Annotated in this window: 27 protein-coding genes, 1 tRNA gene and 1 riboswitch; of the genes, 13 read left to right on the top strand and 15 right to left on the bottom strand. The window is 61.3% G+C overall.

Features of this window, described 5'->3' with window-relative positions:
- Window positions 1-119: 119 nt before the first annotated feature.
- Window positions 120-623, bottom strand: coding sequence for a winged helix-turn-helix transcriptional regulator (locus tag HB780_RS28620; protein ID WP_183691251.1), 504 nt, complete (start codon window positions 621-623; stop codon window positions 120-122).
- A 112-nt stretch (window positions 624-735) separates the two neighbouring features.
- On the opposite strand from HB780_RS28620, the gene HB780_RS28615 reads away from it, so the two are divergent.
- Complete coding sequence (locus tag HB780_RS28615; protein WP_183691249.1) at window positions 736-1,296, top strand: dihydrofolate reductase family protein; 561 nt, start codon at window positions 736-738, stop codon at window positions 1,294-1,296.
- Here the strand turns inward: HB780_RS28615 and pdeM are convergent.
- Both pdeM and HB780_RS28605 read right to left on the bottom strand, forming a co-directional pair.
- Window positions 1,293-2,033 (bottom strand): ligase-associated DNA damage response endonuclease PdeM, encoded by a 741-nt coding sequence (gene pdeM, locus HB780_RS28610; protein WP_183697574.1) that lies wholly within the window; start codon window positions 2,031-2,033, stop codon window positions 1,293-1,295. The two genes, HB780_RS28615 and pdeM, sit on opposite strands and share 4 nt — an antisense overlap.
- Before the next feature lie 20 nt (window positions 2,034-2,053).
- A complete protein-coding gene (locus HB780_RS28605; RefSeq protein WP_183691247.1) occupies window positions 2,054-4,564 on the bottom strand; it encodes a ligase-associated DNA damage response DEXH box helicase in 2,511 nt (836 codons plus the stop codon).
- Between the two features lie 96 nt (window positions 4,565-4,660).
- On the opposite strand from HB780_RS28605, the gene HB780_RS28600 reads away from it, so the two are divergent.
- The gene (locus HB780_RS28600) at window positions 4,661-5,161 is read left to right on the top strand and encodes an RrF2 family transcriptional regulator (RefSeq protein WP_183691245.1); all 501 of its coding nucleotides are present in this window, start codon (window positions 4,661-4,663) and stop codon (window positions 5,159-5,161) included.
- Between the two features lie 23 nt (window positions 5,162-5,184).
- Window positions 5,185-5,646 carry a carboxymuconolactone decarboxylase family protein gene (locus HB780_RS28595; protein WP_183691243.1) on the top strand — a complete coding sequence of 154 codons (462 nt, stop codon included), beginning with the start codon at window positions 5,185-5,187 and terminating at the stop codon, window positions 5,644-5,646.
- A gap of 89 nt (window positions 5,647-5,735) precedes the next feature.
- On the opposite strand, the gene HB780_RS28590 is transcribed toward HB780_RS28595, so the two are convergent.
- Complete coding sequence (locus HB780_RS28590; RefSeq protein WP_183691241.1) at window positions 5,736-6,776, bottom strand: glutamine synthetase beta-grasp domain-containing protein; 1,041 nt, start codon at window positions 6,774-6,776, stop codon at window positions 5,736-5,738.
- Between the two features lie 441 nt (window positions 6,777-7,217).
- Between HB780_RS28590 and HB780_RS28585 the strand changes: the two genes are divergently transcribed.
- A complete protein-coding gene (locus HB780_RS28585) occupies window positions 7,218-7,409 on the top strand; it encodes a DUF2735 domain-containing protein (protein WP_183691239.1) in 192 nt (63 codons plus the stop codon).
- A 12-nt stretch (window positions 7,410-7,421) separates the two neighbouring features.
- Here HB780_RS28585 and HB780_RS28580 read toward each other — a convergent pair whose 3' ends face one another.
- Both HB780_RS28580 and HB780_RS28575 read right to left on the bottom strand, forming a co-directional pair.
- Window positions 7,422-8,057, bottom strand: coding sequence for a YitT family protein (locus HB780_RS28580; protein WP_183691237.1), 636 nt, complete (start codon window positions 8,055-8,057; stop codon window positions 7,422-7,424).
- Window positions 8,058-8,162: 105 nt separating this feature from the next.
- Entirely contained in the window at window positions 8,163-9,107 is a 945-nt protein-coding gene (locus HB780_RS28575) for a class I SAM-dependent DNA methyltransferase (RefSeq protein ID WP_183691235.1), read from the bottom strand.
- A 167-nt stretch (window positions 9,108-9,274) separates the two neighbouring features.
- Between HB780_RS28575 and HB780_RS28570 the strand changes: the two genes are divergently transcribed.
- The 3 genes from HB780_RS28570 to HB780_RS28560 are packed head-to-tail and all read left to right on the top strand — an operon-like array spanning window position 9,275 to window position 11,413.
- Complete coding sequence (locus tag HB780_RS28570) at window positions 9,275-9,541, top strand: DUF6460 domain-containing protein (RefSeq protein WP_183691233.1); 267 nt, start codon at window positions 9,275-9,277, stop codon at window positions 9,539-9,541.
- A gap of 1 nt (window position 9,542) precedes the next feature.
- Complete coding sequence (locus HB780_RS28565; RefSeq protein WP_183691231.1) at window positions 9,543-10,046, top strand: CAP domain-containing protein; 504 nt, start codon at window positions 9,543-9,545, stop codon at window positions 10,044-10,046.
- A gap of 17 nt (window positions 10,047-10,063) precedes the next feature.
- Window positions 10,064-11,413 carry an MATE family efflux transporter gene (locus HB780_RS28560; protein WP_183691229.1) on the top strand — a complete coding sequence of 450 codons (1,350 nt, stop codon included), beginning with the start codon at window positions 10,064-10,066 and terminating at the stop codon, window positions 11,411-11,413.
- Here the strand turns inward: HB780_RS28560 and HB780_RS28555 are convergent.
- Together HB780_RS28555 and HB780_RS28550 are read right to left on the bottom strand one after the other, a co-directional pair.
- Window positions 11,389-12,477: a quinone-dependent dihydroorotate dehydrogenase gene (locus HB780_RS28555; RefSeq protein ID WP_183691227.1), complete on the bottom strand. Its 1,089-nt coding sequence runs from the start codon at window positions 12,475-12,477 to the stop codon at window positions 11,389-11,391. The two genes, HB780_RS28560 and HB780_RS28555, sit on opposite strands and share 25 nt — an antisense overlap.
- Window positions 12,474-12,830 carry a DUF952 domain-containing protein gene (locus HB780_RS28550; RefSeq protein WP_183691225.1) on the bottom strand — a complete coding sequence of 119 codons (357 nt, stop codon included), beginning with the start codon at window positions 12,828-12,830 and terminating at the stop codon, window positions 12,474-12,476. Before HB780_RS28550 ends, HB780_RS28555 begins: the two co-directional genes overlap by 4 nt.
- Window positions 12,831-12,936: 106 nt before the next feature.
- Here HB780_RS28550 and HB780_RS28545 point away from each other — a divergent pair, with 106 nt between their 5' ends.
- From HB780_RS28545 to HB780_RS28530, 4 genes are all read left to right on the top strand, one after another.
- Window positions 12,937-13,365 (top strand): hypothetical protein, encoded by a 429-nt coding sequence (locus tag HB780_RS28545; protein ID WP_183691223.1) that lies wholly within the window; start codon window positions 12,937-12,939, stop codon window positions 13,363-13,365.
- Window positions 13,366-13,502: 137 nt separating this feature from the next.
- Complete coding sequence (locus HB780_RS28540) at window positions 13,503-14,168, top strand: S24 family peptidase (RefSeq protein WP_183691221.1); 666 nt, start codon at window positions 13,503-13,505, stop codon at window positions 14,166-14,168.
- 15 nt (window positions 14,169-14,183) lie between these two features.
- Window positions 14,184-15,371 (top strand): thermonuclease family protein, encoded by a 1,188-nt coding sequence (locus HB780_RS28535; RefSeq protein WP_183691219.1) that lies wholly within the window; start codon window positions 14,184-14,186, stop codon window positions 15,369-15,371.
- Window positions 15,372-15,453: 82 nt separating this feature from the next.
- The gene (locus HB780_RS28530) at window positions 15,454-15,867 is read left to right on the top strand and encodes a tellurite resistance TerB family protein (RefSeq protein ID WP_183691217.1); all 414 of its coding nucleotides are present in this window, start codon (window positions 15,454-15,456) and stop codon (window positions 15,865-15,867) included.
- Window positions 15,868-15,876: 9 nt separating this feature from the next.
- Here the strand turns inward: HB780_RS28530 and HB780_RS28525 are convergent, their stop codons facing one another.
- From HB780_RS28525 to HB780_RS28510, 4 genes are all read right to left on the bottom strand, one after another.
- Window positions 15,877-16,692: a transporter substrate-binding domain-containing protein gene (locus tag HB780_RS28525; RefSeq protein ID WP_286203195.1), complete on the bottom strand. Its 816-nt coding sequence runs from the start codon at window positions 16,690-16,692 to the stop codon at window positions 15,877-15,879.
- 213 nt (window positions 16,693-16,905) lie between these two features.
- Entirely contained in the window at window positions 16,906-17,493 is a 588-nt protein-coding gene (locus HB780_RS28520) for an acyltransferase (protein ID WP_183691213.1), read from the bottom strand.
- Window positions 17,494-17,644: 151 nt separating this feature from the next.
- A tRNA-Gly gene (locus HB780_RS28515) sits at window positions 17,645-17,718 on the bottom strand.
- 58 nt (window positions 17,719-17,776) lie between these two features.
- Window positions 17,777-18,871 carry a 2'-deoxycytidine 5'-triphosphate deaminase gene (locus HB780_RS28510; RefSeq protein ID WP_183691211.1) on the bottom strand — a complete coding sequence of 365 codons (1,095 nt, stop codon included), beginning with the start codon at window positions 18,869-18,871 and terminating at the stop codon, window positions 17,777-17,779.
- A gap of 72 nt (window positions 18,872-18,943) precedes the next feature.
- A riboswitch (SAM riboswitch) is annotated at window positions 18,944-19,022 on the top strand.
- A 44-nt stretch (window positions 19,023-19,066) separates the two neighbouring features.
- Between HB780_RS28510 and HB780_RS28505 the strand changes: the two genes are divergently transcribed.
- Together HB780_RS28505 and apaG are read left to right on the top strand one after the other, a co-directional pair.
- Window positions 19,067-20,251, top strand: coding sequence for an O-succinylhomoserine sulfhydrylase (locus tag HB780_RS28505; protein ID WP_183691210.1), 1,185 nt, complete (start codon window positions 19,067-19,069; stop codon window positions 20,249-20,251).
- A 320-nt stretch (window positions 20,252-20,571) separates the two neighbouring features.
- Window positions 20,572-20,964 (top strand): Co2+/Mg2+ efflux protein ApaG, encoded by a 393-nt coding sequence (gene apaG, locus HB780_RS28500; protein WP_183691208.1) that lies wholly within the window; start codon window positions 20,572-20,574, stop codon window positions 20,962-20,964.
- 6 nt (window positions 20,965-20,970) lie between these two features.
- Here the strand turns inward: apaG and HB780_RS28495 are convergent, their stop codons facing one another.
- The 3 genes from HB780_RS28495 to HB780_RS28485 all read right to left on the bottom strand — a co-directional run bounded on the left by HB780_RS28495 (window position 20,971) and on the right by HB780_RS28485 (window position 24,299).
- Window positions 20,971-21,960, bottom strand: coding sequence for an Hsp33 family molecular chaperone (locus HB780_RS28495; RefSeq protein ID WP_183691206.1), 990 nt, complete (start codon window positions 21,958-21,960; stop codon window positions 20,971-20,973).
- A 49-nt stretch (window positions 21,961-22,009) separates the two neighbouring features.
- Window positions 22,010-22,927 carry an ornithine carbamoyltransferase gene (gene argF, locus HB780_RS28490; RefSeq protein WP_183691204.1) on the bottom strand — a complete coding sequence of 306 codons (918 nt, stop codon included), beginning with the start codon at window positions 22,925-22,927 and terminating at the stop codon, window positions 22,010-22,012.
- A gap of 172 nt (window positions 22,928-23,099) precedes the next feature.
- A complete protein-coding gene (locus HB780_RS28485) occupies window positions 23,100-24,299 on the bottom strand; it encodes an aspartate aminotransferase family protein (RefSeq protein ID WP_183691202.1) in 1,200 nt (399 codons plus the stop codon).
- Window positions 24,300-24,476: the final 177 nt, after the last annotated feature.

The following is a 24,476-nucleotide window of genomic DNA, read 5'->3' as shown; positions in this document are numbered from 1 at the left end:
TTCGAAGTGTGCTTGAGGCAAGTGGTTTCCGCGAGTTACCAATCTCCCCGCTTGTGGGGGAGATGTCACGAAAGTGACAGAGGGGGGGTATGCACTCTCCGCGAATTCCTTAATCAGCATCAAGCACTTTTCTTCCGCGCCACCACCTCCAGATAGGCCTCCGTCAGTCGCCCAAGCACCGACGGCGTACCCGGTGGCAGCACCTTGCCCAGGTGCCTTGCCCTCAGCTCCTCCATGAAATCTTCCCAGAGCGCCGGCCCGCCATCCTCCAATAGCTCGGCGCGGATCGACAACTCTTCCGAGACCGGCAGGTGCTTGCGGCCCCAGGCGCCCATATGGGCAAAGAGCGGCACGAGGTCGATTGCCATTTCGGTGAGGCTGTAGATGGCTTTCTGCTTGTGGGTGGGATCGTCGTCACGGGTCAGAAGCCCGCGCTCCACCAACCGCTTCAGCCGGTCGGCGAGGATGTTGGAGGCGATGCCTTCCTGCGAATTCTGCAGAAGCTCGCGAAAGTGACGGCGATTGCCGAACATGATGTCGCGGATGATGATCAGGCTCCAGCGGTCGCCGAGGATTTCGAGCGTCAGATTGATCGGGCAGCCGGAGCGATGAGGTGCGTCCATAGAAATCTCCAAAAAACTGCTTGCATTTTGCCATCAGTCGATCTAGCTTTCAACTGCTTGCTTTTAGCAACCAGTTTTGATTACGATGCGGTTATTATCAAGGAGGAACCCGATGAGAAAGCTTGTTGTCTGGAACCTGATGACGCTCGACGGATATTTCGAGGGAACGAAGCCCTGGGATCTGGATTTCCACATGCTCGCCTGGGGAGACGAGCTGGAGCGCTACGCGACCGAACTCGGCCATGAGGGCGATCTCCTGATCTTCGGCCGCAAGACCTATGAGGGCATGGCCGCCTATTGGCCGAGCGCGACGGAAACGCCTGAGATCGCCGCCTATATGAACGGCATCGCCAAGATCGCCGCCTCGCGGACGATGGACAAGGCGGAGTGGAACAATACCCGCGTCGTTTCCGACATCGCCGCTGAAGTCAGAAAACTGAAGGCAGAACCGGGCAAGACCATATTCGTCTTCGGCAGCGCCGAGGTGACGGATGTGTTGCTGAAGGCGGGATTGGTGGACGAAATCCGCATCTGTCTCGTCCCCGTCGTTCTCGGGGCCGGCAATCCGCATTTCAAGCCGGCAGGAGAACAGCGGCCGATGAAGCTCATCGCCTCCACGCCTTTGAAGACCGGCGCGGTAATCCTGCGCTATGAGCCCACGAAGACGGCCTAAGCCGAGAGATTGCCGAAGCGTACCGAATAGATCCGGTCGCGGCCGAGTAGATGGGCAATGAGGCTTTCCCGATCGAACAGGCCGGTCATGGCCTTGTGGCGCAGGTCCAGCCCACCGGTCATGACGCCGAAAGCCGGCATCAGCAGGCGGGCGCCATCGGTGGCAAAGCACGGGCGGCGGATGGACTTTTCGCGACGGCGAACGGTGGCAGAGGGATGCAAGTGGCCGGCGATCTCGCCGGCTTGCCGTCCCAGCTTCGGCTCGTGACGGAAAGTCAGGCCGCCATAATGAATCTCATCGACAGACTGGCCGGGTAGGTCGACCGTGCCATCCGGATCGTGATTGCCGTTGATCCAGATCCATTCGCGGCCGCGCGCCATGGTGACGATCAGGCTGCGGAATTCCTCCGGCAGATGCACGGAGCCGACGCGGTCGTGGAAATTGTCGCCGAGCGAGATGACGAGTTTCGGGTCGTAGCGGGAGATGACGGCGGCAAGCACGGTCAGCGTCGCCAGCGTATCGTAAGGCGGCAGCAGCATGCCGCGCCGCGCGAAGGCAGCACCCTTTTCCAGATGCAGATCGGAAACGACGAGAATCCCGGCATCCGGCAGATAGAGCGCGCCGAGCGGATCGCAGACAGCGGCGACACCATGAACGGCCGTCTCCACGCCCGATGCGGGCGTCAGGCCATTTCTGAATTGGCCATTCATGTCTCGCGCTAGCGCCAGCCGGTTCATCACTTAATTTACCTTCATCGTCATTCCATGGCCTCGCGGATCAGATCATCCGCCGCTTCGGCCAGCAGGACATCATGCGCCTCGCCCGGCACCGGCACCTTGCCGATTTCCAGCATCACCGGCACGGCGAGCGGCGAGATGTGATCCAGCGCCCGGTGGGTGATGTGGCCCTTGATTCGCTTCAGCATATCCCCAAGACGGCCGATATCCAAAAGTCCCGTGGCCGCATCCTGCCGTGTCGCCTGCATCAGGATATGGTCGGGCTCATGGCTGCGTAGCACGTCATAGATCAAATCGGCGGACACCGTCACCTGCCGGCCGGTCTTTTCCTTGCCGGGATGGCGGCGCTCGATCAAGCCGGCAATCACGGCGCAATTGCGGAAGGTGCGCTTCAGCAGGAAGGATTCATCGAGCCACATCTCAAGATCATCGCCAAGCATGTCCTCGTCGAAGAGATCGGACAGGCTGAGATGGCCGTTGGCAATCATCACCCCTAGGTCCTCCAGCCCCCAGATGCCGAGTGAATAATCGGTGGCAACGAAACCCATCGGTCTTGCCCCTGCCCGCTCCAGCCTCCGCGTCAGCAACATGCCGAGCGTCTGGTGCGCCAGCCGTCCTTCGAAAGGATAGGCCACCATGTAGGCGCGGCTACCGCGCGGAAAGGTCTCGATCAGCAACTCGTCGCGCTTCGGCAGCATCGACTTCTCTTTTTGAATTTCTAGCCAGTCGCGAACCTGATCCGGCAGTTTGCGACGGCGATCTGGATCGGCGATCATCGAGCGCACCTGATCGGCGAGATAGGTCGACAGCGGAAACTTGCCGCCGGCGTAGGACGGGATTTTCGGGTCCATGGAGAAGGTCTGCGAGGCCAGGCATTCATTCTCGCGGATGCCTTCGAAACGCAGCACCTTGCCGGAAAACAGAAACGTGTCGCCGGGCGATAGCTGTTCGAGAAAATACTCCTCGACCTTGCCGAGCGAGGCCCCACCTCGACCGAGCGAACCCAGCGCATTGCGCTTCACCATGCGGATATTCAGCATCGCTTCTTCGACAATAGTGCCGAGGTTCAGCCGGTATTGCTGCGCCACCTGTGGATTCGAGACCCGCCAGCGACCCTCCGGCGTCTTGCGGATGCGGGCATAGCGCTCGTAGGTGCGTAGCGCATAGCCGCCGGTGGCGACGAAATCGACGATACGCTCGAAGGTCTCCCAGGAAAGATCGGCATAGGGTGAGGCGCTGCGAACCTCGTCATAGAGTTCCAGCATGTCGAAAGGCTCGGCGCAGGCCATGCCGAGAATATGCTGGGCCAGGACATCGAGCGCGCCGGCACCGACCGGCGGCGTATCCTGCGCGCCGACATAATTGGCGTCGAGGGCCGCCTGGCATTCCATCACCTCAAAACGGTTGGCCGGCACCAGGATCGCCTTCGACGGCTCGTCCATGCGATGATTGGCGCGGCCGATGCGCTGGGCAAGGCGGCTTGCACCCTTCGGCGCGCCGACATGGATGACGAGATCGACATCGCCCCAGTCGATGCCGAGATCGAGCGTCGAGGTGGCGACGACGGCGCGCAGCCTGTTGGCGGCCATGGCGGCCTCGACCTTGCGGCGCTGGCCGACATCGAGCGAGCCGTGATGCAGCGCGATCGGCAGATTGTCGTCATTGGCCGACCAAAGCTCCTGAAACAGCATTTCCGCCTGCGAGCGCGTGTTGACGAAGAGCAGCGTCGTTCGATGCTCCTTCAACTCGCGATAGATATCGGGGATGGCGTATTTGGCGGAATGGCCGGACCAGGGGATGCGTTCGTCGGTCGCAAGGATCGAAATATCAGGCTTGGCGCCGCCCTCGACCATCACCAGCCCGGCATGCCGCTCCACCCCCTCTTCCTGCGCCACCAGCCACTTCTGCAAGTCCATCGGCTCGGCGACGGTAGCGGAAAGACCGATGCTCTGCACATGCGGCGCAAGCTTGCGGATGCGGGCGAGACCCAGCGACAGCATGTGGCCGCGCTTCGACGTCACCAGCGAATGCAACTCGTCGAGGATGATGTATTTCAGGTCCTTGAAGAAGCGCTCCGCCTCGCGATTGGCAAGCAGCAGCGCCACCTGCTCCGGCGTCGTCAGCAGAATGTCAGGCGGATTGAGCTTCTGGCGCTGGCGCTTGCCGCTCGGCGTATCGCCGGTGCGGTTTTCAACGGAGACCGGCAGGCCCATTTCCGTGACCGGCTTCATCAGATTGCGCTCGATATCGACGGCCAGCGCCTTCAGCGGCGAGATGTAGAGCGTGTGAATGCCGGTAAAAGCGGAACCTGGCGGGATCTTGCCCCGGCGTGTCAGATCGGTGAGCGACGGCAGAAAACCGGCCAGCGTCTTGCCGGCCCCGGTCGGCGCGATCAGCAAGGTACTTTCTCCGGCCTCGGCGCGGGCCAGTAACTCCAACTGATGCGCGCGTGGCTGCCAGCCCTTTTCCGCGAACCAGCGGATGAAGGGGGCGGGTAAGGCAAGACGGCTCTCGGAATCGATCTGGTCCACGTTGCGAAAGTAGCGAGAAATCCACGAAAAAGAAGAGGTCTTGACTGTTCGCATAATCACGGATAAAAAATATCCACGATATAAAAGGACAAGTTGATGAAACTCGGTGAAGGCGTGGAACAGGCGATACACAGCGTTGCGGTGCTGGCCGGACTGTCCGAAGGCGGCGTGCTGTCGGCGGCGGCGATTGCCGAGTTTCATGGCGTGTCGGTGAGCTATCTCTTGAAGCATCTGCAGGCGCTCTCCGGCGCCGGCATCCTCGACACCGTCCCCGGCCCCAAGGGCGGCTACCGGCTGGCGCGGCTGCCGAAGGACATTAGCCTGCTCGATATCGTGCTGGCGGTCGAAGGATCGGCGCCCGCCTTTCGCTGTGCCGAGATCCGTCAGCGCGGACCGAACCCGTTGCCGGGCAAATATTTCACGAAACCCTGCGGCATCAGCGCGGCGATGCTGGCCGCCGAAAGGGTCTACCGCGCCGAACTGGCGAAAACCGCGATCGCCGACGTTCTGGCCGATCTCGCCGAAAGCGACGACGGCTCCATCGCGGCAAGAGGCTGCGCCTTCCTTGCCCTCAATGAACGCAGAACCAACCGATAGATCGAAAACCCAAGGAGAAAGCCATGCATCCCCGTCTCAACATCGCAAAAGCCTCGCCGGAAGCCTACAAGGCCGTCGTTGCTCTTGAAAACTATGTCCAGACCTCGGGCCTGGAACGCCGCTTCATCCATCTGATCAAGCTGCGCGCTTCGCAGATCAATGGCTGCGCCTATTGCGTCGACATGCATGTCAAGGAATCCCGGCATGACGGCCTCAGCGAACAATGGATCAACCTGACGTGTGTCTGGCGGGAATCGCCGGTTTATGACGCCCGCGAACGCGCCCTGCTCGGCTGGGTCGACGCGGTGACCAAGATCGCCGAAACCGGCGCGCCGGATGCGGATTTCGAAGTGCTGAAGCAGCATTTCGGCGAAGAGGAAATCGCCAAGATCACCGTGGCGATCAGCACGATCAACGTCTGGAACCGGCTCGCCGTCGGCTTCCGCTTGCAGCATCCGATCGACGCGGCAAGCAAGGCGGCCTGAAGCCAGCCTCTAAAAGCAAAAAAAGCGCGGGACCGAAATCCCGCGCTTTTTTATTTGTGTCGATCTCGGCGAACCGAGACCGGAAACACTTAGGCAGCAGCCGAAGCGAAGCCTTCTGTCGAGACTTCCGAGATGGTCTTCAGAACCTGCGAAGCGATCTGGTAGGGGTCGCCCTGCGAGTTCGGACGACGATCTTCGAGGTAGCCCTTGTAGTCGTTCTTCACGAAGGAATGCGGAACGCGGATCGAAGCACCGCGGTCGGCAACGCCGTAGCTGAACTTGTTCCACGGAGCGGTTTCGTGCTTGCCGGTCAAACGCTTGTCGTTGTCCGGGCCATAAACGGCGATATGATCGTCGAGGTTCTTGTCGAACTGAGCCATCAGCGCTTCGAAATAGGCCTTGCCGCCAACTTCGCGCATGAACGTCGTCGAGAAATTGCAGTGCATGCCAGAGCCGTTCCAGTCGGTATCGCCGAGCGGCTTGCAATGGAACTCAATGTCGATGCCGTACTTTTCCGTCAGGCGCTGCAGCAGGTAGCGGGCCATCCAGATCTGGTCGGCGGCGCGCTTGGAGCCCTTGCCGAAAATCTGGAATTCCCACTGGCCCTTAGCCACTTCGGCGTTGATGCCTTCGTGGTTGATGCCGGCTTCGAGGCAAAGGTCGAGATGCTCTTCAACGATCTCGCGAGCGATATCGCCGACATTGCTGTAGCCGACGCCGGTGTAGTACGGGCCCTGCGGAGCCGGGTAACCAGCTTCCGGGAAGCCGAGCGGACGGCCGTCCTTGTAGAAGAAGTATTCCTGCTCGAAGCCGAACCATGCGCCTTCATCGTCAAGGATGGTCGCGCGGCTGTTGGAAGCGTGCGGCGTGACGCCGTCCGGCATCATGACTTCGCACATGACGAGTGCGCCGTTGGTGCGAGCCGGGTCCGGGTAAATGGCAACAGGCTTCAGCACGCAATCCGAGCTGCGGCCTTCGGCCTGCAGCGTCGACGAACCGTCAAAGCCCCAGAGCGGGAGCTGCTCGAGGGTCGGGAAATCGGTAAATTCCTTGACCTGTGTCTTGCCACGCAGGTTCGGTACTGGGGTGTACCCGTCGAGCCAGATATACTCGAGCTTAAATTTAGTCATTACGCACCTCATAGAGTTAATCAGGCGAAGCAGAAAAATTCGAAGGCGCGCCCGCCCAAAAATTTTCACTACAAACGGCTGACCAACAACATGCATGTGACATGCCAGATTCCACCATCGCGGCGCTCAATTCGAGAAAAACGTGCAGTTCCGAGTCATATCGACCCGGCTTTCGACTGCCATTCGTCCGATTCTCTCAAAATCCTGAACCATTTGCGGGCAAATCGCTGACAACTTGTCGCACCGCACCCGATTCGAAGCAGCGCAGCAATTCACCGAGCAAAACCCACGATCCGCGGCCACAAAACCTCAAAATTGCCCATAATTTCAACGTTTTGCATTTTTTTATGCAAACACCTGAAAAATGGGCTGAAAGTCTGCTATATATAAGTTGTCTCTTGAAGCGCGCCCGCTTGAGCACCAAAAGGGAGAGACATCGTAATGGCCATCAGCCCAATACACGAAACGGCAAAGATTTTTCAGTTCCCGATCAAGGCTAGGGCCATTCCCGCCGGTCAGCGGAACGCTGTGAACCTTACTCCCGACATCGGCCCGCGCATCGCCACGGTCGATTTCGACAGCTGGTATCACGCTGCCGCCGTCGCAGAATCCGACACCCCCCGCAAGCAATAGGTCTCCGCCGATCTAAAAGGCGATGTAGCGATCCGACCGATGGTTGATCGCGACGAAGAGATTGAGCGCGACTGCGCCCAGCACAGAGCAGATGACCACGAAAGGCGTGGTCACCGTAAAAGCGACTGCGAGCACGCACATGTCGACCGCAAGCTGAACAAGCCCGGCGCGTATTCCAAAACGTTCCTGAAGATAGATGCCCAATATGCCGACGCCGCCCAAGCTGGCGCGGTGGCGATAGAGCGCGAGCAGCCCGAAGCCGAGCAGGACGCCGCCGAGCAGCGCCGACCAGAAGGCGTTGATATGGGCGATTTCGAACAGTCTCGGCTGCAGGTTTGTGAGCAACGAGGTCAGCGCGATGGCGATGAAGGTCTTGATGGTGAAGGCGCGGCCAAGCTGCTTCCAGGACAGATAGAAGAACGGCAGGTTGACGACAAAGAAGGCTAGGCCGAAATTCACGCCAATCGCGTAGTGCAACAGGAAGGCGACGCCCGCCGTGCTGCCTGTCAAGAGGCCGGCGCTCGACAGGCAAAAGAGCCCGAGCGACGATATCAGGCTGCCGGACAATATCCCCTGGACATCCTCGATGAGCGAATGCCGCGTAGCGGAGGTGTTCCAGACGCCGAAAGCGCTCTTCAGGCTCGCCATGATACTTTCCCTTTGTTTTCGGGATTCTGCCAAAAAATGGAAATGACAATCAAGCGGAATATGTAAGGAATACTGACCTATTGGAATTTTGCAAGATTCGATCCGTCAGGGGGATTTCCGCGTAACGAACAGAATGCCGTGCACCGGTTTTCCGCCATCCATGCGAATGGCGCTGCGGGCCAGATTGTGGACGACAAAGCCATGAGCGGCCAAAAGCGCCCTGACATAGGCTTCCGAATGGGCGAAGCGCAGCGAATCCCGCAAGAGATAGCCTTCCGCCTCCTGTGCATCCTCGACCGAAAAAGCGAACACGGCGCCGGGAGCGGCCAGCTCCGCGACGATTGCCATGACGCCCTGGAGATTGCCGAGATACATCAGCACATCGGCGGCGGTGATCAGGTCCGCGCGAGCCGGGGCGAGCCCGCCATCGAATGCGCCGGAAAGAGGCGGCGCCAGCGACAGGTCGGCCTGGGCGAGATGGTCATAGACACCCTTGTCCTCCGCCTTGGCAAGCATGCCCTTCGACAGATCGAACCCTTCGAGCCGGTCAACCCGCGCGCGGATTTCCGGGCCGAACAGGCCGGTGCCGCAACCGAGATCAACGGCAAGGTGGAAACGCGCCGGTATGTCAGCCGTTTCGGCAATCAGGGCACCAAGCTTTTGCGGCACGCTATAGCCAAGCTTTTCGACCAGAGACGTCTCAAACCGGTCGGCATAGTCGTCGAACAGCCGTTCAACATAGCGGCTCGGCGGCCGTTCCGGCAACTCGGCCGCACCCAGAACCGCGAGCTTCAGCCGCGCGCCGAAGACATCGCCTTCATCGAGCGCCAGGACCTCGTTCAGCGCCTCAATGGCGCCCTGCACGTTTCCCGCCTTTTCACGATAGGTCGCGAGGTTAAACCAACCAGCAGCCCAGGACGGCGCCAGCTCCAGCGCCTGCTCCATCAGCTCGGCAGCGCTTGCCGGCTCGCCGCTTTCGGCAAGCATCTTCGCATAGTCGGCACGACGGTCGGCAATGACATCGCCGGAGGAAAGCTGGCTCGGCAGCATGATCAGGGTCCTGTTTGACCTCCGCCTTTGGACGCGGCCACAAAAAAACTCAAGTCCTATTTCAGGCAGACACCTGTTTCAGGTGAGCGCTGAGGCAAAAGCGCTTGCGAGTCGCGGGTCGCAGCCCTATCTCAGGACCGCTCTACAGGCATTATGGAGACGTCAGCATGTCCGATCAGATGAACAAGTTCCTCGGCGACTCGCCCGGTCGCACGCTGGTGAAGCTTATCATCGTGTCGCTGATCGTCGGCTTCACCATGAAGTTCTTCGGCTGGCGGCCGCTCGACTTCCTTTATGGCGTTCGCCGCTTCCTGCTGGATCTCTGGCACAGCGGCTTTGCCGCACTCGGCGAGTTCGGCGATTATCTGATCCTCGGCGCCACGCTCGTCATTCCGCTCTTCATTCTCCTGCGCCTCTTTAATTACCGTCGTTGATATGATCTCCCAAAACACGTCTTTCGCGCGGCGCCATGCGCTGCGTCTCACCGGCCTTGCGCTCGCCGCCATCGTTGCGAGCTGCGCCACGGCGCCGAGCCATCTCTCCAATATACCGGCCAGCGACCAGACCGCCTCCGCGCTGCCGCTCGTCAATGCGTTGCGCGCCAAAAACGGATTGCCGCCGCTGAAGATCGATACCGCCGCCAGCACGGCCGCCATCTACCAGGCCCGGCGCATGGCCGACGCCGGCAAGATGGAGCATCTGATCGGCATCGGCGACAATTTCGGCACACGCGTCAAGGCGAGCGGCGTCAATCTGCCGGCCGCCGAGAATATCGCCGAAGGACAAAAGAGCGTCGACGCCGCAGTGACGGCCTGGATCAACTCTCCGAAGCATTTGCACAACATGCTCGGCAAATATGATGGTCTTGGCGTCGCTCTCGCCTATACCCCCTCTTCCGGTGGCAGGCCTTACTGGTCCATGGTGCTCTCCTCGAACTGAGGAGAGGCCGACCGGAGATGGATCAACAAGCACGCGGCGGCAAAGTCCTGCCCTTTGACGTGACGCACCGGCTCGTGCTGTCCATCGCCCTTCCGATGACGCTCGGCTTCATCACGACGCCATTGCTCGGCATTGTCGGCACGGCTGTCGTCGGGCAGCTCGGCCAGCCGGACGCGCTGGCCGGTCTGGCGATCGGCGCCATGCTCTTCGATCTTATCTTCTCAAGCTTCAACTTCCTGCGCGCCTCGACCACCGGCCTCACGGCGCAGGCCTATGGCCGCAGCGACCGGCATGAGCAGCAGGCGATTTTCTGGCGAGCGCTGCTCTCGGCGCTCGCGTGCGGCATCCTGATCGTCCTGTTGTCACCCGTCCTGCTCTGGCTCGGAATCAAGCTGATGGGGCCTGAGGGCGGCGTTGCCGAGGCGACGCGCACCTATTTCTCGATCCGCATGCTTGCCGGCCCGATGGCGCTCGCCAACTACGCCATTCTCGGTTTCGTACTCGGGCGCGGTCAGGGCCGCATCGGCCTGCTGCTGCAAACGGTGATCAACGGCGTCAACATCATCCTCGCCCTCACGCTCGGCCTCTGGCTTGGCTGGGGTGTGGCAGGCGTCGCCTGGGGCACGCTGATCGGCGAGGCGGCCGGCACGCTTACCGGCCTTGCGATCGTGCTCAAAAGCTTTTCCGGCGAGCCACGGCCTGCTCGCACGGAACTGCTGTCGCGCGCCAAGCTCACGCAGCTCTTCGCGCTCAACCGCGACATCCTCATCCGCACCTTCGTGCTGCTCGGCGCCTTCACGCTGATGACCCGCATCGGCAATAGTTTCGGCTCCATCACGCTTGCCGCCAATGCGGTCGTGATGAACTTCCTGTTGCTGTCCGCCTATTATCTTGATGGGCTGGCCAATGCCGCCGAGCAGATCACCGGGCGCGCGATCGGTGCCAATTACCGCCCGGCCTTCGAGCACGGGCTGAAGCTGACCGGCCTCTGGTCCTTCGGGCTGGCGCTTATTGCTGCCCTGTTCTTCTTTGCGGCCGGCCCGGCGCTGATCCGCCTGCTGACAACCTCCGAGGAGGTCCGCGCCGCCGCCGGAGCCTACATGCCCTGGGCCGCCATTTCGGGACTGACGGGTGCGCTCGCTTTCTTGATGGACGGCGTGTACATCGGAGCCACCTGGTCAAGCGCCATGCGCAACCGCATGCTGCTATCCTTTGTCGGCTATCTGGTTGCCCTTGCGATCCTCGTTCCGACGCTGGGCAATCACGGCCTGTGGCTCGCCATGAACGCCTTCCTGCTGTTCCGCGGCCTTTTCCTGATCATCGGCCTGAAAAAGCGGGTCGATCAGACGTTCCGATCGGCCCAGTAGTCAAGCTTGCTGTCACGCAGCTCACGGATCGAGGTGACGCGTTCGCGGTCGAGCAGCTTCGACAGGCCGGCAACGACGCGGCCGGGCAGGCCCGGCCCCTCATAGACCATGCAGGAATAGAGCTGCACCAGATCGGCCCCGGCCTTGATCTTCTCCAGTGCTGTCTCCGCCGAGGAAACCCCGCCGACGCCGATGATCGGCAGAGCCGCGCCGACACGGCGACGCATCTTTGCGAGCACGACCGTCGACCTTTCGAACATCGGCTTGCCGGAGAGGCCACCTGCTTCCTTCGCCCGCGCCTGATCCTTCAGGCCATCGCGCGAAAGCGTGGTGTTGGAAACGATCAGCCCGTCGAGCACATGCGCCAGAGCCTCGGCGGCGATGTCGTCCATGCCCTCTTCGGTCAGGTCCGGCGCGATCTTCAGGAAGACCGGGATCTTTTTGCCGGCCTTGACGGCTTCTTCGTCACGCGCGGCAAGCACGGCCGACAGCAGCGCGGACAGGCTTTCGCGCCCCTGAAGATCGCGCAGGCCCGGCGTGTTGGGCGAGGAGATATTGGCGGTGAAGTAGCGCGCCACCGAATAGAAACGGCGGATGCCGGCGACGTAATCGGCGATGCGGTCGGTGCTATCCTTGTTGGCGCCGATATTGACGCCGATAATGCCATTCCCGCGGATCGGCTGGAGGCGCCGGAGAGCGGCCTCATGCCCCTCATTGTTGAAGCCGAGGCGGTTGATGACGCCCTCATCCTCCACCAGCCGGAAGATGCGCGGGCGTGGATTGCCGGACTGCGCCTTCGGCGTCACCGTACCGATCTCCGTAAAGCCGAAGCCGAGCTTCAGCAGCGCCTCGGGCACCTCGGCATTCTTGTCGTACCCGGCGGCCATGCCAAGCGGATTGGCGAAATCGAGCCCGGCCACGGTCTGGCGCAGGCGGGGATCATTGCTCACCCGGCAAGCAGGCACCAGGCCGGATTTCAGGGCCGCAATGGACATGCCATGCGCCGTTTCCGGATCGAGCAGGAAGAGGCCACGCCGGCCAAGGTCACGAAAGGCGCCGATCATTCCGACATCTCCGGAAACACATGCGCGCCATCGGAACCAAGCGGCAGCGGCTTTGCCCAGAGCACGGCCGAAAGCGGCAGCGGTGCGTAGAGATGCGGGAAGAGAGCGCCGCCGCGCGAAGATTCGAACACCAGCTTGTCGCCGAAGGCGTCAGCATCGATCGCCACCAGCAGCAGGCCGTCCTGGCCAGCAAAATATCGCGCCGCCGTTTCTTTCGATTGCTCCGCCGTCGACAAATGGATGAAACCATCGGTCAGGTCGATCGACGCGCCATGAAAAACGCCGGTTTGTCTGGCTTGCTGCCAGAGCGTATCCGGCACGATCTTGTAAACCACTGGCATAGCGGTCATCATCCCCGTGTAAACATGTCCTGATAGGGCTTTGCACGAAAACCGCCGCCGATGTCCACGGTTTCCGTGGTGGATTTAGGGTTTTAACGCAGAAAATCCGGAGGATGACATGACGAAGGAAATCGTAACGGGCCTCGCAGCCCTGCTCCTGCCCGCCACTCTTCTTCTTGCCGTACCAAGCCAGGCGGCCGAGCCGGAAGCAACACGCTTCCAGCTCGAGCGCAGCGGCGATCACTTCATCCGCCTCGACAAGCAGACCGGCGCGATGTCGATCTGCCAGGATCAAAGCGGCAATCTGGTCTGCCGCATGGCGGCCGACGAGCGCGCCGCCTATGACGACGAACTCGACCGCCTCTCCGACCGCGTCACCAAGCTGGAAAAGACCGCGAGCGCCGGCGGTGGATCGACCCTGCCGAGCGACGCCGATGTCGACCGCACGCTCGGCATCATGCAGAAATTCATGCGCGGCTTCATGGGGATGGCCAAGGAATTCCAGAACGAGGAACCCGGCGATAAGGCGTTGCCGCAGAAAACCTGAAGTCTTGGGAACCAAGAGCGAAAGCAAGGGGATAAAGGACCTTATTCCTACCCCGCCCTTTACTCGTAAAAAAGCCTCGGTTAACCTTTCCTTAGAGGTCAAACGCCGGATATCCGGCTTCCGGGTGCTGAGCGGCGATGCTGTCACATGAGCAGATATGGAGCGCGATCGACAAGCTTGCCGAACGCTATGCCTTGACGCCATCGGGCCTTGCCCGGCGCGCCGGCCTCGACCCTACCTCCTTCAACAAGTCGAAGCGGTTGAGCCAGGACGGACGCCTGCGCTGGCCGTCGACGGAATCGATCGCCAAGGTGCTGGGCGCGACCGGGGCCAGCATGGAGCAGTTTCTCGGCATCCTGCGCCCAGTGGAAAGAGGCAATGACAGCGCCGATCATGCCTCTTCACCACCCGCAAGCTCCATTCCGCTGCTCGGCTTCGCGCAGGCTGGCGCCGGTGGCTTTTTCGACGATGGCGGCTTTCCGGCCGGCCAGGGCTGGGACATGGTGGAGTTTCCGGCAGCACCGGGACAGAAGGGTGGCGTCTATGCGCTCGAGGTTCAGGGCGAGAGCATGCTGCCGCTCTATCGTGACGGCGACGTGCTGATCGTCGAGCCGGGCGCGCAGATCAGGCGCAATGACCGCGTGGTGGTCAAAACCCGCGAGGGCGAGGTCATGGCCAAGGTGCTGGCGCGGCAAAGCGCAAAGTCGATCGAACTGCTGTCACTCAACCCCGAACACCCCAATCGCAGCTTCGATCTTGCGGATGTGGAATGGATCGCCCGGATCATCTGGGCCAGCCAATAGGAAAGTTTTCCCGCTATGCGTCGTGATATTTGGCTTGCAGGTGCGGCAGGTGCCGTGGTCGGTTCATGGCTGACCCTGGTTGTTGTGCAGGTGAACGAGCACGGTTTTCACCTGCCGGGTCTCGCAGCAAGCAAGGTCGAGGCGGAAACCCGCCCGGCCGCTGCGCCTGCGCTAACACCTGCGCCGGTCGAGATAGCGCAAGCCGATGTCACACCGGCGCAGACACTTACCGATACGGCTCCAAAAAAGATGTTGCCCATAACGGCTGGCACCGTCGTTCCCGCAGCGACTGTTGCGGCGGATAGCACCTCGTCACAGACAACGGCCCCGAGCGAGCCGCTCGCCGCAACCTCGATATCTGCGCCTGCGGTGACGCCGGCCGATCAGGACAAGTCGTCATCGACCAAGCCAGCACCAGAGCCGCAGGGCACGCCGCCGACCGATCTGACGCAATCCGAAGCGCCGCCGGCAAAGACGCCTGACGTTCAGCCAGTTCCGAAAGATGCGACTGGCGACGACACGATAAAGACCGAGGCCCCTGGGGCAGAGAAAGCTGAGCCGGAGCAATCCCCCTCGACACAAGCCCCTGCAGACCAGACGAAGGCAGAGCAAGCATTGCCGCCCCCGCCCCCTGCCGACCAGGCCGACAGGGCAGCGGCGGCAGCAGCCCGCCGGACCGTGCCCATGACGACGTCCTCACAGCAGGCGTCGCCCGGCGACAGCCAGACGCCAGGCGATGCCCAGAAGCAAGCCGGAGGGACGGAGCCCGTGGAGTTGACACGCCCGTCTTCCGACCGCGCCGGCATGCTGACCGTCGGCAACAGGAGCGTGCAGCTTTCCGGCATCATTCCAACCGATGTCGGCCGGATGTGCGCCGGGTCTAATGGCAAGAGCTGGCCCTGCGGGACAGCGGCGCGCACGGCTTTCCGCATGTATCTGCGCGGCCGTATCATCGATTGCGACCTGCCGAGCGCAACCTGGCAAGGCACGGTGACGGGACACTGCCGCTATGTTCGCATCGACCTCAGCGAGTGGCTCGTTCGTTTCGGCTGGGCGGAGCCGGAGGCCGGATCGCCGCTGGAGGCGGTTGCGGAACAGGCAAAGCAGCAGAAGCGCGGCATCTATGGCGACGACCCGCGCAAGGGCCGGAAATCGACGCTCGCGCCAGCTCCAGCCAAAGAAGATCCGCTTAATCCGATCTGACGCCACGCTTCCGCCACCGGCTCTTGTCATGAGAGACATGATTTTCTAGTCTGCCGCCAGTTTCAAAGGATTTTGTTTCGTTATGAATAAGCCGCTTTCCGCCCAAGAGGCCCTGATCTACGTCATGGTCATGGCATCCGCCGTCGACCGAACGATGAACGACCGGGAGATGACTCGGATCGGTGAGCTCATCCATGCGCTGCCGGTCTTCAAGGGCTTCGATGACGAAAAACTGATCGATGTTTCGCGCGACTGCGCCAGGCTTCTGGCCGGCACAGAAGGGCTCGACATCGTCCTGGAAACCGTGCGCGACACCCTGCCGCCACGGCTCTACGACACCGCTTACGCGCTTGCTGTCGAAGTCGCTTCCGCCGACTTGTCGGTCAAGGCCGAGGAACTGCGCCTGCTGAGCCTGCTGCGCGACCGCCTCGATCTCGGCAAGCTTACCTGCGCCGCCATTGAGCGCAGCGCCATTGCCCGCTACCGCAAGGGCTGAAAGGCTCGGTCAGTAGAGCCCGTAGGGGAAGTAACGCAGGTAGATTTCCTGCAGCCGGCCATTGCGCGATAGGGTCGCCAGGGCATGGTTGATCGCCGCCGTCAGATCGGCGTCCTCTTCGCGCAGCATGATAGTCATGCCCTCGCCAAGAAACTGCTGAGAGAGATAGGGACCGTCGAACAAAGCACAGCATTTTTCGGCTGATGGCGACGACACCCAGAAGGAGAGTTGCAATCCATCGGCAAAGCCGGCTTCAACCTTGCCATCCTTGATCGCAGCCAGAAGCGCGTCCTTGTCGTCGAAGGGCACCGGCTTGATCGCCGGAAAGAAGGCTGAGAGCATCGCTTCATGCGTCGTGCCCTTGACCACGCCGACCGAATGGCCGGCAAGGGCTGCCGCCGTCCGGCCGTCGATCGGCGCCTTGAGATTGCGGACAAACCGGGCGGGCAGCATCAGGAAGGGGCGCGAGAAGGCAAAACTCTTGCGAAGCTCCGGCGTGACCGCGACACCGGCAATCACGGCATCCCCCTGCGACGCCGAAAGCGCGCCCTGGAGCTCCTCGAAGGGCAGCGCCTGGATCTGGCATTTGTCCGATATGCCGAGTTCGTCGCAGATCTCGCGGGCGAGATCGACATGAAAGCCCGAGAGCTTGCCGTTCTGATCGGCAAAATTGAAGGGCGGGAAGTCAACGGAGGTCAGGAAGCGCAGTCTGACCAGCGTGGAAAGATCCGGTTTAGGCAGCCGTTCGCGCGCATCGAAGAGAACCGGCAAATTGGTCGACGGCGCCTGCTGCGCAGCGACGGGTATGGCGCAGGAGGCAGCCATCAGCACTGCGCCTGCCACGGATCTTGCCAAGGATATCAACGACGAAAGGCAAACGCGCATGACGATGACTAAGCCTCCGGGTCGGGTGTCCAGCTTTCCGATTTGAAGGCCGGTTTAGCAGAGTCATCCCGCAGGGGGAATATCGCGCCGTGCCACGAACCGGAAACTTCCGATAGGACAGGGCAAAATCATCGGCCGCAAAGGCAGTTTTGCCTAGCGATCCGCGATCCGTTTGAGGGGCGGAAGCAATTCGAGTTTTGCGGGCGTGGCCTTGCCTTTTTCCCCTCGCCGCCTGATCAATTTCGCGGGGGCGCCGACATAGATGCCATAGGGCACGGTCTTTCCCTTGACGACGGCATTCGCGCCGATGACACAGCCCCTGGTGATGTGCGAGCCGCCGAGAATCTTCGCTCCGGCGCCGATCCAGACATCGTCCTCGATGATAACGGGCTTCTTGGTCACACCCTGCATGCGGATGAGCTGTGTCGGATCATCGAAATTGTGATCGAACGACACGACCATCGCGTGGGCGGCAATCCGCACGTCGTTGCCGATGGTAATCCCACCGCGTCCCAGCAGAATGACGTAGTCATTGAGCGAGGCATGATCGCCGATCTCGATGCTGCCGCGCTGTGCGTCGATGACGACGCCATTGCGGATAAAAGCCTTTGCGCCGATGCGAACGCCGCCATCCTTCCAGATGATCGTCGTGCCGCGCGGGACCTTCGTGCGGCGGGAGATCCGCAGCACGCCGCGCATAAAAATCGCCTTCAGTCTGTAGAATGACGCAAAGTTGAGCATCTGGTCCGTTCCGGTTAGGGACGACCTTCTGTCATGGTTGTCTGTCAGCAACCTGAACAAACAAAGGTTTTATCGTGGCGACATTCGATCGTCGCGGTCGGCTCTAGTCGCCAAGCGTCTGAAGCCGGAAATTCCGCGTCTGTCGTGAACTTGGAGCGGGTGAAGGGAATCGAACCCTCGTATTCAGCTTGGGAAGCTGCTGCTCTACCATTGAGCTACACCCGCCTGATATCCGGAGATGTCCAACAGTTGCCGGCCTCTGTCAAGGCCGGCAACTGAGTGATCACAGCCGGAAATGCTTCGACAGCTTCAGGCCCTGTGCCTGATAGTTCGAGCCGAGGCCGGAGCCGTAGAGGCTTTCGGGCTGCTCCAGCATATGTTCATAGACCAGACGGCCGACGACCTGGCCGTCTTCCAGGATGAAGGGGACTTCGTGGCTGCGCACTTCCAGCACGGCGCGGCTGCCACGGCCGCCGGCGGGCGCATGGCCGAAGCCCGGATCGAAGAAGCCGGCATAATGGACGCGGAACTCGCCGACCAGGGGGTCGAAGGGCGTCATCTCGGCGGCATAATGCGGCGGCACATGCACGGCCTCGCGCGAAACGAGGATATAGAACTCGTCCGGATCGAGGATCAGTTCGGTGCGGCCACGGCTATAGAGCGGCTCCCAGAAATCGAAGATATCGTGCTGCGCCTTCTTGTCGACATCAACGACGGCGGTGTGGTGCTTGCCGCGATAGCCGATCAGGCCTTCCTTGTCGCCGGCAAGATCGATCGACAGCGCGATGCCGCCACCGGTAACGTTCGGCAGCTTGCTGGCAACCAGCGTTTCGCTCTCGTGCAGCGCTATCAGTTCGGCTTCGCTCAGCAGCGCCTTGCCGACCCGGAAACGGATCTGCGACAGGCGCGAGCCGCGACGCACGACGATCGGGAAGGTACGCGGGCTGATCTCCAGATAGAGCGGGCCGGAATAACCAGCCGGGATCTTGTCGAACTCCTGCGCCCGGTCTGTGATGACGCGGGTGAAGATGTCGAGGCGGCCGGTCGAGCTTTTCGGATTGGCCGATGCCGACATGTCGGCCGGCAGGTCGAGGCGTTCCATCAAGGGCACGATGTAGACGCAACCGGTTTCCAGGACAGCGCCTTCGGAAAGATCGATGACGTGGAGCTTCAGCCGGTCGAGCTTGTCGGCGACGAGATGCGATGGGCCGGGCATAAAGCTGGCGCGGACGCGGAAAGCATGCCCGCCGAGCCGCAGATCAAGGCTCGCCGGCTGGATCTGATCGACGTCCAGCTCCCGTTCGCTCGTCAGCCGTCCCGCCTCGTAAAGCGCGGCAATGGCGCGATCGGCTAAAATTCCAGTATTGCGAGCCATCATGCCTCATCCATAATTTGCGAGGGACAAAACCAAACTCAGGGAATTGACGCAAGCGGTCAACAGCAGTATTGCAACTTATCCCGTGGTGATTTGGCCGGTCGGCTTGCAGCCACGTTAAATAAGTGGCTAAAAAGACCGGGTTGAAAACCGGTCTGCAATTGCGGCCGGTTTTTTTGTTTTGAAAGTGGTGATGGCATGAGCAAGACTTGGCGCCCAGCAACCCAACTCGTTCACAGCGGAACGCTCCGCTCGCAATTCGGCGAAACATCCGAAGCGATCTATCTGACCCAGGGCTTTGTCTACGACACATCGGAAGCCGCCGAGGCGCGCTTCAAGGGCGAGACAGACGGTTTCATCTATGCCCGCTACGGCAGCCCCACCAATGACATGTTCGAAAAGCGCATGTGTGCGCTGGAAGGCGCGGAAGATGCTCGCGCCACCGCCTCCGGCATGGCCGCCGTTACCGCCGCCATTCTCTGCCAGCTGAAGGCCGGCGATCACATCGTCGCTGCCCGCGCCCTGTTCGGCTCCTGCCGCTGGGTCGTCGAGACGCTGGCACCGAAATACGGCATCGAGTGCACGCTGGTCGACGGCCGCTTCATCGAGAACTGGGAAAAGGCAATCCGTCCCACAACCAAGGTGTTCTTCCTGGAAAGCCCGACCAACCCGACACTGGAAGTGGTGGATATTGCCGCTGTTGCCAAGCTCGCCAACCAGATCGGCGCCAAGGTTGTGGTCGACAACGTCTTCGCGACGCCGCTATTCCAGAAGCCGCTGGAACTCGGCGCCCATATCGTCGTCTACTCCGCCACCAAGCATATCGACGGCCAGGGCCGCTCGCTCGGCGGCGTCATCCTCTCCGACAAGCAGTGGATCGACGAGAACTTGCAGGATTATTTCCGCCATACCGGTCCGGCCATGTCGCCGTTTACCGCCTGGACGCTGCTGAAGGGCATCGAGACGCTGCCGCTGCGGGTCGCACAACAGACTGCAAATGCCGCCAAGATCGCCGATTTCCTCGCCGATCAGGGCAAGGTTGCCAAGGTGATCTATCCCGGCCGCAAGGATCACCCGCAGGCCGATATCATCGCCAAGCAGATGACCGGCGGCTCGACGCTGGTGGCCTTCGAGCTGAAGGGCGGCAAGGAAGCAGCCTTCAAGCTGCAGAACGCGCTGGAGATTGTCAGGATCTCCAACAATCTCGGCGATAGCAAGAGCCTCATCACGCATCCGGCCACCACCACGCACAAGAACCTCAGCGACGAGGCCCGCGCAGAACTCGGCATCTCGCCGGGCACCGTGCGCTTCTCCGCCGGCATCGAGGATGGCGACGATCTGGTCGAGGATTTCGCCCGCGCGCTGGAGCAGGTTTCAGCCTGAGTTTTCCATCCCGGCCCGCCCGGATCTCGTTCGGACGGGCCGGCACGCCCTGCCAGCAGGCGTGCCTGACGGCTTCGGCTAAGGCCGATTGGCCTTGGAACTAGCCTTAGTCCCTGAAAAGCCGTATGATTTACCCGTTGTAGGGGTTTTGACCGATCCGTTCCTTGACGGGACAGGTTGTGTATAGGATACCGCTAGATGTCCCGCTTTCGTGGGATGATGGATAGCGGAGCAGATGCCCTAGACTTAAAATGCTGGAGCGTCCGATGTGCGTTTATTGGAACGCACGACGTTTCGGAGTAATGACCAAGGTGTCAGGCATGTATCGCGCTCTAACACGGGATATCGAAGTCGTCGTCGAACCGTTTTATCTGGAGGAGCAATCCGATCCGGATGACGACCGCTATGTCTGGGGTTATCGCATCGTCATTTCCAACCATTCCGCCCTCAATGTCCGGCTGGTGACACGCTATTGGCACATCACCGATCAGAACGGGCTGGTGGATGAGGTGACCGGGCCTGGCGTCGTCGGCGAGCAGCCCCGGCTTGGCCCCGGCGATACCTACGAATACTCGTCAGGCTGCCCGCTCGATACGCCATCGGGCATGATGTTCGGCCATTACCAGATGGAAACGGACGACGGGGAGCTCTTTCACGTCAAGATCCCCGCCTTTTCTCTGGATACGCCCAATCTGCTGCGGACGCTGAACTAAGCCCGATCAGGCTTGCCCTACCTCTGAGACGTCGAAGCGATAGGTGGTCGAGCAGAATTCGCAGGTAACGGCGATTTCGCCATTCTCCTGGCTCACCTCGATTTCCTCGGCGGAAAAGCCCTGCAACACGCCCTTCAGCTTGTCGCGCGAACAGGTGCAACGGTCGAAGACTGCCTTCGGTTCATAGACACGCACGCCGCGCTCGTGGAAGAGACGGAACAGCAGACGTTCCGTGCCGACCTGCGGGTCGGTCAGTTCATCGGCATCGATGGTTTCGACCAATGTCCGGGCTTCGTCCCAGGCATCGTCCTCGACGTGATAGCGCGGGTTGATGTCGCCGTCGCCACCGTGAAGATCCGGCTGGCGCATGCGCTCCGGCGCTTCGGGCAGGAACTGCGCGATAAGGCCGCCCGCCCGCCAGCGATGGCGCGGCTTGCCGGCCTCGTCGCGGTCGAACAGTTCAGCAGCGCCAAGGCGAACGCGGGTGGGGATCTGCTCCGACTGGCGGAAGTAGGTCCCGGCGATCTCCTCGAGCGAGGCGCCGTCAAGCGCCACGATCCCCTGATAGGGCTGGCTGTAGCGACCCTGATCGATGATGAAGGCGAGCACTCCCTTGCCGAGCAACTGTTCCGGTTCGGTTTCGCCGGCAGCCACGGCCTTTGCCAGCGCCTCTTCATCGAAGCGGGCATAGGCGCGGATATTTTCAGGCGTTGCGAAATCGGCGACCAGAAGATCGACCGGTCCGTCGCCCTTCGTCTGCACGGTGAACTTGCCTTCGAACTTCAGCGAGGTGCCGAGCAATACGGTCAGTGCAACGGCCTCGGCCAACAGCCGGGCAACGGGCGCCGGATAATCGTGCCGGGCAAGAATTGCGTCCAGCAGCGGTCCGAGCTGCACGGCGCGGCCACGCACATCAAGACCTTCCACCTGGAAGGGAACAACATGATCGTCGCCGGCAAAATCGAATTGACCCAGCGAGGCTGCACTTTCCGCCATTGCTCTACTCCTACTGCGCCCGCGGCATCAAACTCGCGGTTCTATATCCTCAGATCGCGCCCAGGCACCAAGCAAGAATCGACTTTTGCGCATGAAGGCGGTTTTCCGCCTCATCGAAAACAACGGATTGCGGACCATCGATCACTTCGTCCGTCACTTCCTCCCCGCGATGGGCGGGCAGGCAATGCATGAACAAGGCGTCCTTGCCGGCCTGTGCCATCAAAGCCGCGTTGACCTGATAGGGCTGGAAGACGTTGTGACCACGGGCCCGGTGTTCCTGATTCATGGAAACCCAGGTATCGGTTACCACGCAATCGACGCCAGCGACCGCACGGTCGACGTCATGCGAGAGCATGATTTCAGCGCCCTGGTTGCGGGCCCAGTTCAAATAGTGATCCTTTGGCTCGGAACCAAGGGGTACGGCCATGTTCATGCGATAGTCGAAGCGTGCAGCCCCCTCGATCAGCGAATGCAGCACATTGTTGCCGTCGCCGGTCCAGGCAACGGTCTTGCCCTTGATCGGGCCGCGATGCTCCTCGAAGGTCATGATGTCGGCCATGATCTGGCAGGGATGCGTGTCGTCGGTCAGCGCGTTGATGACCGGCACGGTCGCGTGTTCGGCAAGCTCCAGCAAGCGCGAGTGCTCGGTCGTGCGGATCATGATCGCATCGACATAGCGCGACAGTACTTTCGCCGTATCACCGATCGTCTCGGCGCGGCCGAGCTGCATCTCGGTGCCCGACAGGAACAGCGTCTCGCCACCGAGCTGGCGCATGCCGACGTCAAAGGAGACGCGGGTTCGGGTGGAGGGCTTCTCGAAGATCATTGCCAGCATCTTGCCGGCAAGCGGCTTGTCGGCCGTACCGGCCTTCAGCGCCCGCTTTCGCACGATGGCATCATCGATGATGCTGCGTAGATCGGCAGCCGCAACGGCCGAGAGATCGAGAAAGTGTTTCGGAGAAGCCATGGTCCTACCTGTACTCTAAAAAACAACAACGCCCGCGTGGGGCGCGCATAACCCCTTAAATCGGAACCGATTTAAGGAAAGGCTTATGCGCCATTCTAAGTGTTACTGCGTCCTTTGCGCGTCCGTATGGACGTGCGGCGCAGTAATCCGCCCCAATCAACGGGCGCTGGATTTAAGCCGACTTTTTGACGCGAGCAGCGCGCACGGATTCTGCAGCGCGTTCGATGCGGGCAATGCCTTCGCGCGCTTCCTCTGCGGTCACCACCAGTGGCGGCAGCAAACGGATAACGTTATCGCCAGCCGGCACGCCCAGCATATGCTCCGCGCGGATCGCCTGCAGCAGCTCCGCCTGCGGAATGGCGGCCTTGATACCCATCATCAGGCCCTCACCACGGATATCCTCAATGATATCGGGGAAACGATCCTGAAGCGAGGCGAGGCCCTGACGGAACACCAGGGTGATGTCGCGCACATGTTCGAGGAAGCCGTCTGCCAGCACGATATCGAGCACGGCATTGCCGACTGCCATGGCGAGCGGATTGCCGCCATAGGTCGAGCCGTGTGTGCCAGCCTTCATACCCGATGCCGCTTCGGCGGTTGCCAGGCACGCGCCGAGCGGAAAGCCGCCGCCGATGCCCTTGGCCACGGCCATGATGTCAGGCGTAATGCCAGCCCACTCATGGGCAAAGAGCTTGCCGGTACGGCCAACGCCGCACTGGACTTCGTCAAGGATCAGAAGCAGGCCATGCTCATCGCAGAGCTGGCGCAGGCCGCGCATGAATTCATTGGTCGCCGGGCGAATGCCGCCCTCGCCCTGCACGGGCTCGATGAGGATGGCGGCCGTCGCATCGGTGATGACAGCGCGCACGGCGTCAAGATCGCCGAAGGGCACCTGGTCAAAGCCCGGCGCCTTGGGGCCGAAGCCTTCGAGATACTTCTCCTGGCCGCCCGCGGCGATCGTCGCGATCGTGCGGCCATGGAACGCACCTTCGAATGTGATGATATGGAATTTCTCGGGATGACCCTTGGAGAACTGGTAACGCCGCGCCGTCTTGATTGCGCATTCCAGCGCCTCGGCACCGGAATTGGTGAAGAACACCTTGTCGGCGAAGGTGGCTTCCGTCAGGCGCTTCGACAGCTTCTCCTGGCCTGGCACCTCATAGAGGTTCGACAGATGCCAGACCTTGTCGGCCTGCGCCTTCAACTCCGCAACCAGATGGGGATGCGCATGGCCAAGCGAATTCACCGCGACGCCGGCGGCGAAATCGAGATAGCGCTCGCCGGTCTCCGTGAACAGCCATACACCCTCTCCTCGCTCAAACCGCAGCGGGGCGCGCATATAGGTGTCATAAAGCGGCGCGGTTTCAGCCATGGCGCATGTCTCCTCGATCACAACCTTTAGGGCCAATCGTTTCCTTCAAGTGAAACGGGCCCGGAAAAATCAAAAATGCCGCCTTGCGGCGGCGTGGGTACTATTGATGTTTTGCACCGCGATGTCAACAAAACAGGCAATTTCGCGGACGCAGCAGAGCGCCCCTCGGCGAGAGGT

It is taken from the genome of Rhizobium lusitanum (genome assembly GCF_014189535.1).
Lineage (GTDB): Bacteria > Pseudomonadota > Alphaproteobacteria > Rhizobiales > Rhizobiaceae > Rhizobium > Rhizobium lusitanum_C.
This window is presented reverse-complemented; position numbering and strand designations above follow the sequence as displayed.

What these genes read in the sequence shown, in the direction of transcription:
- pdeM (WP_183697574.1), bottom strand. Translation starts at nt 2,033, where the DNA reads ATGAACCGGCTGGCGCTAGCGCGAGACATGAATGGCCAATTCAGAAAT.
- HB780_RS28620 (WP_183691251.1), bottom strand. Translation starts at nt 623, where the DNA reads ATGGACGCACCTCATCGCTCCGGCTGCCCGATCAATCTGACGCTCGAA.
- HB780_RS28530 (WP_183691217.1), top strand. Translation starts at nt 15,454, where the DNA reads ATGAATAAGCCGCTTTCCGCCCAAGAGGCCCTGATCTACGTCATGGTC.
- HB780_RS28615 (WP_183691249.1), top strand. Translation starts at nt 736, where the DNA reads ATGAGAAAGCTTGTTGTCTGGAACCTGATGACGCTCGACGGATATTTC.
- HB780_RS28535 (WP_183691219.1), top strand. Translation starts at nt 14,184, where the DNA reads ATGCGTCGTGATATTTGGCTTGCAGGTGCGGCAGGTGCCGTGGTCGGT.
- HB780_RS28545 (WP_183691223.1), top strand. Translation starts at nt 12,937, where the DNA reads ATGACGAAGGAAATCGTAACGGGCCTCGCAGCCCTGCTCCTGCCCGCC.
- HB780_RS28560 (WP_183691229.1), top strand. Translation starts at nt 10,064, where the DNA reads ATGGATCAACAAGCACGCGGCGGCAAAGTCCTGCCCTTTGACGTGACG.
- HB780_RS28590 (WP_183691241.1), bottom strand. Translation starts at nt 6,776, where the DNA reads ATGACTAAATTTAAGCTCGAGTATATCTGGCTCGACGGGTACACCCCA.
- HB780_RS28495 (WP_183691206.1), bottom strand. Translation starts at nt 21,960, where the DNA reads ATGGCGGAAAGTGCAGCCTCGCTGGGTCAATTCGATTTTGCCGGCGAC.
- HB780_RS28575 (WP_183691235.1), bottom strand. Translation starts at nt 9,107, where the DNA reads ATGCTGCCGAGCCAGCTTTCCTCCGGCGATGTCATTGCCGACCGTCGT.
- HB780_RS28580 (WP_183691237.1), bottom strand. Translation starts at nt 8,057, where the DNA reads ATGGCGAGCCTGAAGAGCGCTTTCGGCGTCTGGAACACCTCCGCTACG.
- HB780_RS28570 (WP_183691233.1), top strand. Translation starts at nt 9,275, where the DNA reads ATGTCCGATCAGATGAACAAGTTCCTCGGCGACTCGCCCGGTCGCACG.
- HB780_RS28555 (WP_183691227.1), bottom strand. Translation starts at nt 12,477, where the DNA reads ATGATCGGCGCCTTTCGTGACCTTGGCCGGCGTGGCCTCTTCCTGCTC.
- HB780_RS28525 (WP_286203195.1), bottom strand. Translation starts at nt 16,692, where the DNA reads ATGGCTGCCTCCTGCGCCATACCCGTCGCTGCGCAGCAGGCGCCGTCG.
- apaG (WP_183691208.1), top strand. Translation starts at nt 20,572, where the DNA reads ATGTATCGCGCTCTAACACGGGATATCGAAGTCGTCGTCGAACCGTTT.
- HB780_RS28595 (WP_183691243.1), top strand. Translation starts at nt 5,185, where the DNA reads ATGCATCCCCGTCTCAACATCGCAAAAGCCTCGCCGGAAGCCTACAAG.
- HB780_RS28540 (WP_183691221.1), top strand. Translation starts at nt 13,503, where the DNA reads ATGCTGTCACATGAGCAGATATGGAGCGCGATCGACAAGCTTGCCGAA.
- HB780_RS28550 (WP_183691225.1), bottom strand. Translation starts at nt 12,830, where the DNA reads ATGATGACCGCTATGCCAGTGGTTTACAAGATCGTGCCGGATACGCTC.
- HB780_RS28505 (WP_183691210.1), top strand. Translation starts at nt 19,067, where the DNA reads ATGAGCAAGACTTGGCGCCCAGCAACCCAACTCGTTCACAGCGGAACG.
- HB780_RS28585 (WP_183691239.1), top strand. Translation starts at nt 7,218, where the DNA reads ATGGCCATCAGCCCAATACACGAAACGGCAAAGATTTTTCAGTTCCCG.
- HB780_RS28520 (WP_183691213.1), bottom strand. Translation starts at nt 17,493, where the DNA reads ATGCTCAACTTTGCGTCATTCTACAGACTGAAGGCGATTTTTATGCGC.
- HB780_RS28565 (WP_183691231.1), top strand. Translation starts at nt 9,543, where the DNA reads ATGATCTCCCAAAACACGTCTTTCGCGCGGCGCCATGCGCTGCGTCTC.
- HB780_RS28485 (WP_183691202.1), bottom strand. Translation starts at nt 24,299, where the DNA reads ATGGCTGAAACCGCGCCGCTTTATGACACCTATATGCGCGCCCCGCTG.
- HB780_RS28510 (WP_183691211.1), bottom strand. Translation starts at nt 18,871, where the DNA reads ATGATGGCTCGCAATACTGGAATTTTAGCCGATCGCGCCATTGCCGCG.
- argF (WP_183691204.1), bottom strand. Translation starts at nt 22,927, where the DNA reads ATGGCTTCTCCGAAACACTTTCTCGATCTCTCGGCCGTTGCGGCTGCC.
- HB780_RS28600 (WP_183691245.1), top strand. Translation starts at nt 4,661, where the DNA reads ATGAAACTCGGTGAAGGCGTGGAACAGGCGATACACAGCGTTGCGGTG.